The sequence below is a fragment of the Melioribacter sp. genome (genome assembly GCF_049325435.1).
In the GTDB taxonomy this organism is placed as follows: Bacteria; Bacteroidota; Ignavibacteria; order Ignavibacteriales; family Melioribacteraceae; genus Melioribacter; species Melioribacter roseus.
On record NZ_JBMOLD010000001.1, the window covers coordinates 235,286 to 249,427 of the forward strand.

Below are 14,142 nucleotides of genomic sequence, written 5' to 3' on the forward strand. Positions count from 1 at the left end.
GTAACTATTCTTCCGATTCGTATTTTTTTATTAATTCTTTTTCCGCAGCGATTAATTCTTTCAGCTGCATTTCGAGCTGATTTTTCCTATTAATAATTTCGTCGGCTGTTTTCTGAGCTTCGTAAATTATTTTATCGGCGCCTATTTTTGCTTCGTCGATAATAATGTTCGCTTCCCTTTTAGCCGACTCCAGTAAATTTCTGATTTCGTCCCTGCTTTTCGAGGCGTTTACTTTATCGCGCTGCAATATTAAAAGTTCGCACGTTACCATTCCGAACAACGCCATCGATCCGAGCATTACGTTTCTCAATAAATAGAGTATCATGTTCTCCACAAGCAGGTCGTTCAATCCGAAATATTCCCTGAACATAGTTATCATTACAACGCTTATAAACGAAACCGAAATTATCACGGCAAAAATCACTTTGCCTCCGTGATTGTAACCGAGCGTTTTATTAATAAGCCATCCGCAAACAAATGCAAAAAGGGAAAGGAGGAACCAGACGGAAAAATCCTGATAACCCGACTTGAATATTTCGGTGCTCAGGAAATCGGAAGCAAAAATGATTACCGCCAACAGTCCCGGCGTTGCATAATAGATATTTTTCCTTTCGGTCATAAAGCTTCGATCACTTCTTTCATTATCAAAGTCATTTTCGGTTCCGCTTCGTTTGCGGCTTCGAGAATTTCTTCCAAAGATACAGGCTTCAGCGCATCCGGAAAACATTCGTCGGTAATTATACTGATACCCAGCACTTTCATTCCCATGTGGTTCGCCACAATATTTTCCGGAACGGTCGACATGCCGACGACGTCCGCTCCGATAGTGCGCAAGAATCTGTATTCGGCTCTTGTCTCGAGATTCGGTCCGGGCACAGCCACATAAACGCCTTTTTGAACGCGTATTTTATTTTTCAATGCCGCTTCTTCAGCCAGTTTAATCAAATCCCGGCTGTAAGGTTCGCTCATGTCGGGGAATCTCGGACCCAATTCGTCTTCATTCGGACCGATCAGCGGATTGTCACCCAGCAGATTGATATGATCGACAATCAACATGATATCCCCTCTTCTAAAGAGCGGATTCATGCCTCCGCATGCGTTTGATACCATTAAATACTTAACGCCCATAAATTTCATTACGCGGACGGGATATGTGATTTGCTTCATGGAATATCCCTCGTAGTAATGAAATCTGCCCTGCATTGCGACGACGTTTTTGTCGCCTATTTTTCCTAAAATCAATTTACCCTGGTGCGATTCGACTGTGGAAAGCGGAAAATGAGGCAATTCTCCGTAGTCAATCGTATGTTCCACCTCAATCTCTTTAACCAATCCTCCCAGTCCTGTTCCCAGAATAATTCCGACTTCGTAATTCTTGTCGGTATATTTTCTGATGACGCTCAAAGTTTCGTTGATATTATCGATCAGTTTGCTCATAATAATTTCTCCAAAATATCGTCCACATTAATCTCCGATTGTTCTTCTTTGGTCGATTCGCTTGCTGTTTGTTTTTTTATTAAAACATCCGGCGTTGTTTTATTTTTATCCGTAATAATTTCCATCAGATTGGATTGAGTATCCACCATCGCTTTTAATTTTGCAATCAATAATTTTTTTTCTTCTCTCAATTTTATAACGGCTTCTCTTAGGGCGTCGGCGCTTTCTTTGGCTTTTTCGATAATTTGAGCCGCTTTAATTTCCGCTTCTTTTATCATTAAAGCGGTTTGTTTTTTAGTCGAATCGACCGCTTTCGAAGTGGTTTCCGTGGCGCTAAGGAGCGCCGATTGCAAATTTTTCTCGAGTTTTTTGTACTCTGCCAATTGTTCCTCTTTCAACTCGAGTTCTTTTTGCAATCTATCGTTTTCATTCGATATTCTTTCGAATTCATCGGCCAGACGTTCCAAAAATGCTTTGACTTCGTCGCGGTCGTATCCTCTTACGGATTTATTGAATTCCTGATTCTTTATGCCATACGGAGTAAACTTCATCTCAGTTACTCCTTGCGCCGAAAATTGCGGTTCCAATTCGTATCATTGTTGCGCCTTCTTCGATTGCAATCTCAAAATCACCCGTCATCCCCATCGATAATTCCGTCATTTCAAAACCTTCGCTTATCAACTTTTCTTTTAAATTTCTCAAATTTATAAACGCATTTCTGACAACATTTTCATCGTCGACAAAAGGAGCAATAGTCATCAATCCAATGAGTTTTAAGTTGGCGGAGTTTTTGCAAAATTCCGCCACTCGATAAATTTCGTCGATATCTGTCAATCCGAATTTCGAAACCTCGTCGGAAGTTTTGATTTCAAGAAGCACATTTTGCACTTTCGAAATTTTCTTCGCTCTTTTTTCGATTTCTTCAGCAAGTTTCAACGAATCGACCGAGTGTATATATTCCGCTTTATCAATAACGTACTTAACTTTATTCGTCTGGAGATGACCGATAAAATGCCATTCGATATCATCGTAGTCCGAAAGGATTTCCGCTTTTTCTTTCAGTTCCTGAGCCTTATTTTCACCGAAAACCTTTAATCCGGCTCTATAAGCCTCGATAATCCTTTCGGTCGAAACGGTTTTCGATACGCCGATTAATTTAATTTCGTTTGAACTGCGCCCGCAACGACTGCACGCCTTGTCAATTTTATCGAATATATTTTTAATATTATCGGCTACCATAATTCCAAATTAAGATTGAAAAACTATCCCTTTTAGGATAAAAAGTCAATTAAAATGGACAAAATTAAAAAGGACAGGACAAATATAAAAAATCCCGGTAATTCCTTTATTAAGAATAAAAAAGGGGGCTTATGCCCCCTCGATTCAAAAAATCAACTGCAGCCGGTAGTCGCACCGCAAGTAGTGCATTTCAAACATGTGCCGTTGCGCACCATTGTCATACTCTGGCATTCGGGACAGATATCTCCGGTGTATCCCTGTTCGCGCGCTTTGGCTACGGGGTCGTTGCGAGAAATCATTTTAATTTTGGCTTCGCTTGAAGAGGACGCCCATTTTCCGTTGTCTTTATCGGAATCTTTGTCGAGTTCCACCATACGTTCGCTTACGACTTCTTCGTCGATATAATCGGTTTCAATCACAGTACGGCACGAAGCCGCCGACTGTTTCCGTTTGCCCGAGACTTCCTCCTCGTCGACGTGAGCCAGGTCGTTTCTCCCGAGGTAAGTGACCGCAAGTTCTCTGAAGATATAATCGATAACGGAAGTAGCCATTTTAATTCTGCGGTGACCCGTTACAATACCGCTCGGTTCGAAACGCGTAAATACAAAAGCGTCGACAAATTCTTCGAGGGGCACTCCGTGCTGCAAGCCGAGCGAAATTGAAATTGCGAAGCAATTCAACAGACTCCGGAAAGCGGCTCCTTCTTTATGCATGTCGATAAAGATTTCTCCGAGCTGTCCGTTTTCGTATTCTCCGGTACGAAGATAAACCGATTGACCGTTAATTTTTACTTTCTGCGTATAACCCGTTCTTCTGTCGGGGAGTCTCCTTCTTTTGGCAATATATCTGTGAATAATTTTTTCCGCAATCTTAACAATATCGTTTTCCTCTTTCTTTTCGAGTATTTCCTCGATTTCCTCTTCGCTCATGGTATTGAGAGGCTGCGAAAGTTTGGAACCGTCGCGGTAGAGCGCGTTCGCTTTACATCCGAGTTTCCACGACATCATGTATGCGTTTTTAATATCTTCTATTTCAGCCGAATTAGGCAGATTTATAGTTTTGGAAATTGCGCCGGAGATGAACGGCTGAGCCGCAGCCATCATTCTAATGTGAGCCTCCGGCTTGATAAAACGGGTTCCCCTTTTGCCGCATTTATTTGCGCAGTCGAAAACGGGATAATGCTCGTATTTAAGGAAAGGCGCGCCTTCGATTGTCATTGTGCCGCAAACGTAATCGTTGGCCGCAGAAATTTCTTCGCGCGTAAATCCGAGTTCCGTCAATAAATCGAATTCGATGTCGTTAATCTGTTCGTCTGTAAAACCGAGTTGTTCTTTTAAGAACTTTTCTCCGAGCGTATATTTATTGAATGCAAAACTGAGTTCGAAGACAGTCGGAAGAATATTTTCAATTTTGTTCAGAATTTCATCCGTAAAGCCTTTGGCTTTCAAGGATTCATGATTGATATAAGGGCATCCTTCCAGCGTGCCGGAACCTTTTGCATATTTTACAATTTCTTTTATCTGGTCTTCGTTATACCCGAGTTTTCTGAGAGCCGGAGGAATCGATTGATTTATAATTTTGAAATAGCCGCCGCCGGCAAGTTTTTTAAATTTAACCAAGGCAAAATCGGGTTCGATACCCGTGGTATCGCAATCCATTACCAAACCGATCGTTCCGGTGGGAGCAATTACCGTAACCTGAGCGTTTCTGAATCCGTATTCCTCGCCCATATTCAAAGCCATATCCGCATCCTGACGGGCGGCTTTCAATAAGTCGGAAGGACAATATTCCGGGTCGATTCCCATCGGAATTATCGAAAGTCCTTCGTATTCTTTTGCCGGCACGTTATAAGCGGCGCGGTGGTGATTTCTTATTACTCTCAGCATATGCTCTTTGTTTTCGGAAAAACGCGGGAATGTTCCATGTTCTTTCGCCATTTCCGCCGATGTTGCGTAAGCATGCATATGCATTATGGCTGTCAAGGCGCCCGTAATGGCAGTGGCTTCTTTGCTGTCGTACGGAATTCCCTGTCGCATCAATAAAGAACCGAGATTAGCATATCCGAGTCCGAGCGTTCTGAATTCATAGCTGTTCTGAGCGACTTCTTTGCTCGGATATTGAGCCATTAGCACGCTGATTTCAAGAACAATTGTCCAGAGTCTTACGGCATGTCGATAGGCTTCGATGTTGAATTTGTGTTGTTTTTCGTCGTAAAAACGGACAAGATTCAAAGAAGCCAGATTACAAGCCGTATCGTCAAGGAACATATATTCGCTGCACGGATTCGAAGCTCGGATTCTACCGCTCTGCGGACACGTATGCCATTCGTTGATTGTAGTGTCGAATTGCAAACCGGGATCGGCGCACGACCATGCGGCGTATGCAATCTGATCCCATAAATCCCGGGCTTTCAAAGTTTTGCAGGCAACGGGATTTCTGCCTTCTCTGGCGGCGTTCTTTTTCTCCGTACGCCAATAAAGATTCCAATCATCGTCGTTCAAAACCGCTATCATAAACTCGTTAGAAACTCTGACGGAATTATTCGAATTTTGTCCGGAAACGGTTGCGTATGCTTCAGAATTCCAATCGGTGTCGTAAACCGGAAATTCGATTGAGCGGAAGCCCATTTTAGCCAATTTGATAACCCGGTCGATATAATTTTCGGGAACTTTAGCCCTTCGGGCTTCGATAACCGCTTTTCTTAATTTTTGATTCGTTCTTTTATTGAAGCGGTCGTTTTCGGGATGCTCCTCGTAGCAGGCTTTCATTATATTATTCAAATGGAAATTGCATATTTTCGAACCTGCAACCAGAGCTGCAACTTTTTGTTCTTCGACGACTTTCCAGTTGATATATTCTTCAATGTCCGGATGATCGATATCGAGCGTTACCATTTTGGCGGCGCGACGCGTAGTTCCGCCCGATTTGATAGCTCCCGCCGAGCGGTCGCCTATTTTAAGAAAAGACATCAAACCGGAGGATTTCCCTCCGCCGCTTAAAGGTTCGTTTGCGCCTCTGATATCGGAAAAATTTGTGCCTGTGCCCGAGCCGTATTTGAAGAGGCGAGCTTCGCGCACCCATAAATCCATTATACCGCCTTCGTTTACGAGGTCGTCTCTAATCGATTGTATGAAACAAGCGTGCGGTTGGGGATGCGTATAAGCGTCTTCGGATTGCTTTAACTCGCCCGTCCGAAAATCGACATAATAATGTCCCTGAGCAGGTCCGTTGATGCCGTAAGCCCAGTTCAATCCCGTATTGAACCATTGGGGCGAATTCGGAGCCGCATACTGTTTTGCCAGCATAAACGCAAGTTCGTCGTAAAATGCCCTTGCATCCTCTTCGGTATCAAAATATTTGGCTTTCCAACCCCAGTATGTCCATGTGCCCGCCAGACGATGAAATACCTGACGCGCGTCGGTTTCCGATGTATACCTGTCTTTTTCAGGCAATTCACTCAATTTCGGGTCGGGAGCCGAAGGCTGAAGCCACTTGGGGACTCCTTCTTCTTTAACTTTCTTAAGTAATTTGGGAATTCCGGCTTTTCTGAAATATTTTTGAGCTAATATATCGGTAGCTACCTGCGACCATTCTTTGGGCACGGTCACTTCTTCCATCCGGAAGACAATGGAACCGTCCGGATTTTTAATTTCCGAGGTTCTCTTAACAAACTCTATCGATTCAAAAGGGTCTTTGCCCTCGACTGTAAATATACGATTGACCTTCATTTAGTTCTCCAATCAATTGGTGAACGAAACTTGTTTATTAAATCTTTAAGAACTTTTCGTCTCTCACGTGGGAATGGCAACTTAACTAAAAAAATTTTTTTTAGCAATTGCCTGAATCAAAAAAGTAAAAATTACTCAATTGATTTATATTCCCCCTTCGTTTTTCGGCTGTTTTCACAGTCCGGTCTAAAAAATTTTTTCTTCTAAAAAGAGATAATCAAAATTCTATCGAATATCTTTTTTATATTGCCGGGCAATATTTTTATATCTAATGAATATCGGAGTAAATAAGATGTCGAAACTGGACACTATTTTAAATAATCAAAAATTTAATAAGAAATTACAACTTGCAACCGCCTCAGTCTTTTTGGAAATTGCCAAATCGGATAATAAATTTACAAATGAGGAAAGACAAACCCTAATCAATTCGATAAAAAGTTTATTCGACTTAAATGACGAAGAGACTCACGAACTTCTCGATATTGCCGAAGACGCAATACTGCAAAGCGTGAGCATATACGAATTTACCGACGTAATAAACAAGTATTTCAATAACGAAGAAAAATACGATCTTGTAAAACAAATATGGCGTCTGGTTTTTGCAGACAAAGTATTGAACCGTTACGAAGACCATCTCGTAAGATTAATAACCAACAATCTGAAACTTAGCCACAGAGACATGATAGCCGCCAAAATGGAAGTTAAAGAGGCTTTGGGACTTAGTTGACTTCGCTGAGTAATCTTTCGATTAAGTCGGTTATCTCCCCGCTGTCCGGTTTTACCGGGCTTCGGAACCTGGCTGCTACTTTCCCGTTCTTATCGACAATAAATTTTTCGAAATTCCATTTAACCTCGCCTTTTTCAATCCCTTCGCTGTTAATCAGGTAATTGTAAAGCGGCGCTTTGTTATCGCCCAGCACATGAATTTTATCGAACAACCGGAATGTAACATGATAATTGGCAGAGCAGAATTCTTTTATTTCCTCGTTTGTGCCCGGTTCCTGCCCTTTGAAATCGTTGCACGGAAACGCAAGTATTTCAAAACCTCTATCCTGATATTTTTCGTAGATTTTTTGAAGAGCTTCGTATTGAGGCGTAAATCCGCATTTGCTTGCAACATTGACAATCATCAACACTTTTCCTTTGTAATCTTTGAGCGGTACTTCTTTACCGTCGATGTCTTTAACTTTGAAATCATAAATGCTTCCGCCCTTTTGAGCAAAAGCCAGGCTAAATGCGAAAAATAAAAATATTATTTTACTGAACATGAGTCCTCCCGTTTGAGTAATGAACATTTTTCGCGTCATTACAGTTCATTAAAAAAAAACCGCTCTGCCTCGATAATAAATAAGTATATAACTATTTTTGCGTATACAATTTATAACTTTGGACATGTCTATTAGACCTCAGATCTGTAAGAAATATACTTATTTGTTTTTATTGTTCTTGTCGACCGTATTATCTCCGACAATAATAACCGCGCAGGATTATCGTTTCGAACATATCACTTCCGAAGACGGACTTTCGCAGAATACCGTACTTTGTATATTTCAGGATTCTGAGGGATTTTTGTGGTTCGGAACATTCGACGGACTTAACAGATACGACGGTTTTGGCTTTAAGGTTTATAAGACAGACCAGAACGATTCGACAAGCATAGTGGGACAGGGCTTTTATGCAATTGTTGAAGACAAGAACAAAGACCTTTGGATTGCATCGTTGGGCGAAGGACTCAATCGCTATAGTCGTTCTCTGGATAAGTTTAAACGCTACCGTAAAGAAGACAGAAGCAGCAACTCGCTTATTTCAAACCGAGTACGGGCTTTGTTATACGACTCCAAAGAGCGACTGTGGATCGGAACAGAAGAAGGTTTGTGCAGATACGATTTCGAAACCGATCGTTTTATCGACTACACGCAAATCATTCCGTTTCACAAATACGAACGCTCGGAATATATTACCTCGATGGCGGAAGACAGCTCGGGATTTATCTGGTTAGGAACATGGAACGGACTGATAAAATATAATCCGCGAAACAACAGCTCGGAATTTTATTTCAACATTCCCGACGATGAACGGAGTCTCGAAGGTAATTTTGTCAATGCGCTTTTCGTAGATAAGACGGGACGGCTCTGGATCGGTACCAGCGAAGGTTTAAATAAATATTCCGAGTCCGAGAATAACTTTATACGTTATAACAATCCATATACAGAGCAAAGCGCCGATAAAACAATCAGAGCTATCACAGAAGATAACGACAATAATTTATGGATTGCCACAAACATCAACGGATTATATAAATTCGACAAATCGTCGAAAAAATTCACTCATTATCATTACCAACATAATAATCCGCACAGTCTCAACAGCAACAATGTATATTCTCTCTGTAAGGATAATGAAGGTATAATATGGATTGGGACTAACGGCGGAGGCGTCAATAAGCTCGATTTCAAAAAATCGCGTTTCCGATTTTTGACCCTGCCGGAAAATGAAAAATCCGGCGGAAATCCCGTTATGATTTACTCGATACTCGAAGACAACAGAGGGTATTTATGGATAGGCACATACGGCAATGGAGTTTACAGGCTTAATCCGTCGCATAAAAGCTACGTTAAATTCGTACACAATGCCAACGACGCCAATTCTTTGATGGATAACAGAATCAGGACGATTTATCAGGACAGAGAAGGCGATATCTGGATATCAACCGACTTGGGAGTATCGAAATATAATCCCGGTAAAAACAATTTTATTAATTATACCACTCCGTTTTTAAGCAGCTATCTTGCATTCTCAATTTCTCAGATAAATACCGGCGAAATTCTTTTTGCCACATACAGCGGCGGCTTAAATATTTATGATAAAGGAAAAAACAGGTTGACTATCTTCAGACATGATCCTAAAGTTACAAACAGCATTGCAAGCGATAATCTTTGGACGGCTTTCCAGGACAGTCAAGGAAGAATATGGGTCGGGACGGACGAAAGCGGGCTCGACTTGTTCGACTATAAAAATAAAACTTTCAGACATTTCAAACATAATCCCGATGATTCAACCAGCATCAGCGATAATAAAGTCCTGAGTTTGTTCGAAGACAGCCGGGGCAGACTCTGGGCGGCAACCGTACAGGGTATTAACTTGATTATTACGGACGCTAACGGGAATATTTCTTTTAAGAGTTATACAAAGAAGGACGGCTTGCCGGATAATAATATTCAGAGCGTTCTGGAAGACTCCGAAGGCAATCTATGGATAAGCACTAACAAAGGAATTTCCAAATTCAATCCGTACAAAAATACGTTTATCAACTTCGACAGAAGCAACGGGCTGCCAAGTAACGAATATTACGTTAGATCTGCCGCGAAGATTAAATCGACGGGAGATTTTATTTTCGGCGGCAACAAGGGAATGGTTATGTTTAATCCTGAAGAAATAGTTATCGATACGATTCCACCGAAAGTCGTATTGACGGATTTCGAGCTGTTCAACTCGCCCGTAAAAATAGGAGACGAAATCGACGGCGACATAATTTTACCGAAACATATTTCATTTTTGCGGGAAATAAATCTTTCGTACAAACAGAATGTCTTTACAATTGAATTTGCCGCAATGAAATTTTCTGCGCCCGATAAGAATTCATACGCTTATAAAATGGAAGGTCTGGATAAAGATTGGAATTATATCGGGAACAGGAACTACGCCGTATTTTCGAGGATACCGCCGGGCAAATACACTTTTCATGTAAAAGCGGCAAACTCTTTCGGGTACTGGAATGAAGAAGGGGTAAGTATTAATATTATCATTCACCCCCCTTTTTATCAGACCTTGTGGTTCAGGCTTGCGGGCGCGCTCTTTCTTCTGATTGCAATTGTCGCAAGCTACAGAATCAAGATAAACTCGGTACGAAAAAGACAAAACGAACTTGAATCCCTGATAAAAGAGAAAACCCTGTTGAACGAAAAATTGCTTCAAGAAATTAACGAGCGAAAAGAAATTGAAAAAGAATTACTGATTGCAAAAGAAAAAGCCGAAAGCTCGGAAAAACTCAAGAGTGAATTTCTGGCGCAAATGTCGCATGAAATCCGATCGCCCATAAATACGATTCTTAATTTCGTCGATTTAATACGTGATTCTGTAGATACTGGAAACGACGAAACGCTTAAAGAAAGTTTCGATTCGATAGATAAAGCCGGAGACAGAATCGTAAGGACAATCGACCTGATACTCAACATGTCCGAGCTTCAAACCGGAAGTTACGAAGCCAAATATAAAAATATTAATCTATCTAATTTGTTGGAAGAGCTCTCTCTCGAATTCGAACATAAAGCCAATAAGAAAAATCTCGATTTTATATTGAACGTTAAAGACCCGGATCTGACTATATATGCCGATGAATATTCGGTAACGCAAATTATTGTTAATCTGACCGACAATGCAATCAAATATACTTTCAGTGGGAAAATAGAAATAACCGCGTTCCGCAATGATAATAAGGATGTAACGCTAAAAATTTCCGATACCGGCATAGGCATCTCAAAAGAATACTTGCCCTATCTCTTCTCGGCTTTTTCTCAGGAACAACGGGGATACACCAGACAGTTCGAAGGCAACGGTCTTGGACTGGCGCTCGTGAAAAGATATTGTGAAATGAATAATGCCGACATCTCGGTGGAAAGCGAGAAAGGCGTCGGCACAACTTTCACTATTGTTTTCAGAAACAAAAATTAATCTTATTCTTTTGTTTCTATCACAACGATTGTATCCGTATGATTGAAATCGTCTTTGTCCAGTTTTATTAAAATGCCCAATTCATTTCGGATGTAATCGAGCGGCTTGTTCGACTCGTATAAATTTATCTTCCTTATATTCCCCTTCAAAAGAGGCACAAAAAGAATTTCATCTTCCGGAGCGAGTATATGAATATAAATCTTATTTCCTTTTTGCGTACTGACGCCCCATGAGCGAGGTTCAATCGGACCTTTTCCGACGCCATAAATTGTTTCGCCGTATTTTTGGAGCCACTTTCCTACTCTTCGCAAAGTGTCTGCAAATTCTTTTTGTATTTTGCCGTTCGGCATGGGACCCACGTTTAGAAGAAAATTAGCGTCGTTGCCGGCGGCTCTCACCAAATAATTCACAATTGTCTTAACCGATTTATAATTTTTGTCGCGTAGATTAAATCCCCAGGAGTTGTTAATCGTCTCGCATGTTTCAAGCGGAAGCTTGCTTACCTGGACGTCTTTACTGAAACCGGATTTATTTTGCCCGGGCAAATCTTTTTCGAACATCTGGAAATCTTCGCCTTCTATCGGGGCATGATGATGATTATTGCCTATCATACACTGAGGCTGTAGCTTGTGAATCAATTCGTAAATTTCTCCGATTTTCCAGTCGGCGTCTTTTTTATCCCACAGCCCGTCGAACCAGACGCCGGCAATTTCGCCGTAATTTGTCAGCAATTCGGTCAGTTGCGCTTTCATGAATTCGATATATTTATTCCAGTCGCCGTTATTGTTTCTCCCGCTGTAATGTCCGGTTGCGCCTCTCGGATAATAATCTTCGTGATACCAATCGACCAGCGAATAATAGAAGAATATTTTTATTCCCTCTTTATGACATTCATCCGCAATCATTTTTATAATATCTTTTTTATAAGGAGTTTTATCGACAATATTCCAATCGCTCTGTTTTGTGTGGAACATCGAAAATCCGTCGTGATGCCGCGTTGTAATTGTAATATATTTCATGCCGGCGTCTTTGATCAACCGCACCCATTCTTTCGGGTCGAATTCGGTAGGATTAAAAAACGACGCTACTTTTTCGTAAGTCTGTTTATCGATTCTCTGTTGTTCCATAACCCACTCGCCGTCTCCGAGTACGCTGTATATTCCCCAGTGCACAAAAAGTCCGAACTTAGCATTCCTGAACCAGTTTCGGTTTGCCATATTTTCCCGCGTAGGCGTATAATCAACTTGCATAAATACAGCCGTGGGTAAAATCGTTAAGATCAGCAGAACAATTTTAATCGTTTTCATTTCGCCCGTCCTTTATTCGATTTTGTATACACGTAAAAATATTCACAAAAAGTTAATTAGCAAAAGCTTCAATACGCTTTATTATTTTAATAAAAGCTAATAACAATAACTATATTTTTAAGTTTTTATTTATAAAAAAACTTTTTTATTTTGGTCATCATTCTAATTAAAGATAGACAAGTATTATTAGCCGCAGACATATGATTTCTAGTTGAGGATACCCATCGAAAAGGAGAGCTAATCAATAAATTATCATTAAACTACAGGGGTATTCCTATGGGTAAAGTGGTTCAGAAATTATCTTTCTGGGAAAAAGCCGGATACGGATTCGGCGACCTTGCTTCCGTATTATTCTGGCAAACAATAACGGCATATCTGCTTTACTTCTATACCGACGTATTCGGTATAACAGCCGCAGCTGCCGGGACAATGATTTTGGTATCGAGAATTTGGGACGGTATTAACGACCCTTTGATGGGAATAATAGCAGACAGAACAAATACGCGCTGGGGAAAATTCAGACCGTATTTGCTATGGTGTTCCGTGCCGCTTGCCGTTGTAGGAGTATTAACATTTACAACGCCCGATTTGAGCTATACGGGTAAATTAGTTTACGCTTACGTAACATTCATGCTGTTAATGATGCTCTACACAGCGATTAATATTCCTTATTCTTCGCTCCTTGGAGTTATTACTCCGGACACAATAGAAAGGACAAGCGTTTCGTCATACAAATATGTTTTCGCATATCTCAGCGGAACGATTGTTTCAATAACGGCTTTGCCTTTGACCCAATATTTCGGCGGAGGCAATGAAGCTGCAGGCTGGCAAAAAACTATGATGGTATACGGAGCCGCCGCAGTAATATTTTTCTTTATTGCCTTTATTTCCACAAAAGAAAGGGTTATGCCGCCGCCCCGCCAAAAGTCATCGGTCAAAGACGACTTAAAAGATTTGATAAACAACAAACCGTGGCTGATTTTATTGGCGGCTACTATCTTCATGGTTCTCTTCGTAGCCACCCGTATAAGCGTCATTCCCCACTATTTCAAATACTACGTTGAACATCAACAATTGAACTTATTCGGAACGGTGTATAATCTCGGTTTTGTCGAATTGACGTCGGCGTTCAACGGTATCGGTCAGATTTCCGCAATCATCGGAGTCCTTTGTACAAAGTGGTTTGCAAGTCTGTTCGGAAAGAAAAAAGCTTTTATAATTTTATTTATTACTTCGATAATCTCTAACGCCGCGTTTTATGCGCTTAAACCAAGCGACGTTTCTTGGATTTTTATTCTGCAAATAATTTATTCGCTCACAAGCGGTCCCCTTACTCCCCTAATTTGGGCAATGTATGCCGACTCTGCCGATTATTCGGAATGGAAAAATAAAAGACGAGCCACGGGCCTGGTCTTTTCGGCTTCGACAATGTCGCAAAAATTCGGGTGGGCATTCGGAACCGCATTCGCAGGCTGGCTTTTGACTTTAGTAGGTTATCAGGCGAACATCGCTCAATCCGAAGCAGTCAAAGAAGGTTTGAGACTTCTGGTAAGTTTAATACCGGCTTTTATCGGAATACTATCGTTGATTGTAATGTTGTTCTATAAACTCGACGAAGATACGATGAGCAATATAGCGTCCGAACTTGAAGAAAGAAGAAAAAATAGAAAAGATGATTTTGCCGTTTCCTAATCGATTCA

10 protein-coding genes are annotated in these 14,142 nt (G+C 41.0%); 3 read left to right on the forward strand and 7 right to left on the reverse strand.

The features are described 5' to 3' along the window. Window positions 1–4: 4 nt before the first annotated feature. The 5 genes from ACOYVE_RS01035 to ACOYVE_RS01055 form a co-directional block, all read right to left on the reverse strand. Window positions 5–619: a hypothetical protein gene (locus tag ACOYVE_RS01035; protein WP_014856773.1), complete on the reverse strand. Its 615-nt coding sequence runs from the start codon at window positions 617–619 to the stop codon at window positions 5–7. Further along, on the reverse strand, window positions 616–1,437 hold the full coding sequence (locus tag ACOYVE_RS01040) for a purine-nucleoside phosphorylase (RefSeq protein WP_014856772.1): 822 nt from the start codon (window positions 1,435–1,437) through the stop codon (window positions 616–618). The genes ACOYVE_RS01035 and ACOYVE_RS01040 overlap by 4 nt, the downstream gene beginning before the upstream one ends. Next, a complete protein-coding gene (locus ACOYVE_RS01045) occupies window positions 1,434–1,988 on the reverse strand; it encodes a DivIVA domain-containing protein (protein WP_422880557.1) in 555 nt (184 codons plus the stop codon). The genes ACOYVE_RS01040 and ACOYVE_RS01045 overlap by 4 nt, the downstream gene beginning before the upstream one ends. Before the next feature lies 1 nt (window position 1,989). Next, on the reverse strand, window positions 1,990–2,676 hold the full coding sequence (locus ACOYVE_RS01050) for a YggS family pyridoxal phosphate-dependent enzyme (protein ID WP_014856770.1): 687 nt from the start codon (window positions 2,674–2,676) through the stop codon (window positions 1,990–1,992). A gap of 152 nt (window positions 2,677–2,828) precedes the next feature. Then, the gene (locus ACOYVE_RS01055) at window positions 2,829–6,404 is read right to left on the reverse strand and encodes a vitamin B12-dependent ribonucleotide reductase (protein WP_014856769.1); all 3,576 of its coding nucleotides are present in this window, start codon (window positions 6,402–6,404) and stop codon (window positions 2,829–2,831) included. 292 nt (window positions 6,405–6,696) lie between these two features. Here ACOYVE_RS01055 and ACOYVE_RS01060 point away from each other — a divergent pair, with 292 nt between their 5' ends. Next, window positions 6,697–7,131 carry a TerB family tellurite resistance protein gene (locus ACOYVE_RS01060; RefSeq protein WP_014856768.1) on the forward strand — a complete coding sequence of 145 codons (435 nt, stop codon included), beginning with the start codon at window positions 6,697–6,699 and terminating at the stop codon, window positions 7,129–7,131. On the opposite strand, the gene ACOYVE_RS01065 is transcribed toward ACOYVE_RS01060, so the two are convergent. Beyond that, window positions 7,124–7,672: a glutathione peroxidase gene (locus tag ACOYVE_RS01065; RefSeq protein ID WP_014856767.1), complete on the reverse strand. Its 549-nt coding sequence runs from the start codon at window positions 7,670–7,672 to the stop codon at window positions 7,124–7,126. The two genes, ACOYVE_RS01060 and ACOYVE_RS01065, sit on opposite strands and share 8 nt — an antisense overlap. 163 nt (window positions 7,673–7,835) lie before the next feature. Between ACOYVE_RS01065 and ACOYVE_RS01070 the strand changes: the two genes are divergently transcribed. Then, on the forward strand, window positions 7,836–11,135 hold the full coding sequence (locus ACOYVE_RS01070; RefSeq protein WP_014856766.1) for a sensor histidine kinase: 3,300 nt from the start codon (window positions 7,836–7,838) through the stop codon (window positions 11,133–11,135). Between the two features lie 2 nt (window positions 11,136–11,137). Here ACOYVE_RS01070 and ACOYVE_RS01075 read toward each other — a convergent pair whose 3' ends face one another. Continuing rightward, window positions 11,138–12,442, reverse strand: a complete 1,305-nt coding sequence (locus tag ACOYVE_RS01075) for an alpha-L-fucosidase (RefSeq protein WP_041356063.1) — start codon at window positions 12,440–12,442, stop codon at window positions 11,138–11,140. A 276-nt stretch (window positions 12,443–12,718) separates the two neighbouring features. Between ACOYVE_RS01075 and ACOYVE_RS01080 the strand changes: the two genes are divergently transcribed. Continuing rightward, a complete protein-coding gene (locus ACOYVE_RS01080) occupies window positions 12,719–14,134 on the forward strand; it encodes an MFS transporter (protein WP_422880558.1) in 1,416 nt (471 codons plus the stop codon). The last annotated feature ends 8 nt before the right edge of the window (window positions 14,135–14,142 follow it).

Coding starts and splice junctions, on each gene's coding strand:
- ACOYVE_RS01035 (WP_014856773.1), bottom strand. CDS start 619: ATGACCGAAAGGAAAAATATCTATTATGCAACGCCGGGACTGTTGGCG.
- ACOYVE_RS01040 (WP_014856772.1), bottom strand. CDS start 1,437: ATGAGCAAACTGATCGATAATATCAACGAAACTTTGAGCGTCATCAGA.
- ACOYVE_RS01045 (WP_422880557.1), bottom strand. CDS start 1,988: ATGAAGTTTACTCCGTATGGCATAAAGAATCAGGAATTCAATAAATCC.
- ACOYVE_RS01050 (WP_014856770.1), bottom strand. CDS start 2,676: ATGGTAGCCGATAATATTAAAAATATATTCGATAAAATTGACAAGGCG.
- ACOYVE_RS01055 (WP_014856769.1), bottom strand. CDS start 6,404: ATGAAGGTCAATCGTATATTTACAGTCGAGGGCAAAGACCCTTTTGAA.
- ACOYVE_RS01060 (WP_014856768.1), top strand. CDS start 6,697: ATGTCGAAACTGGACACTATTTTAAATAATCAAAAATTTAATAAGAAA.
- ACOYVE_RS01065 (WP_014856767.1), bottom strand. CDS start 7,672: ATGTTCAGTAAAATAATATTTTTATTTTTCGCATTTAGCCTGGCTTTT.
- ACOYVE_RS01075 (WP_041356063.1), bottom strand. CDS start 12,442: ATGAAAACGATTAAAATTGTTCTGCTGATCTTAACGATTTTACCCACG.
- ACOYVE_RS01080 (WP_422880558.1), top strand. CDS start 12,719: ATGGGTAAAGTGGTTCAGAAATTATCTTTCTGGGAAAAAGCCGGATAC.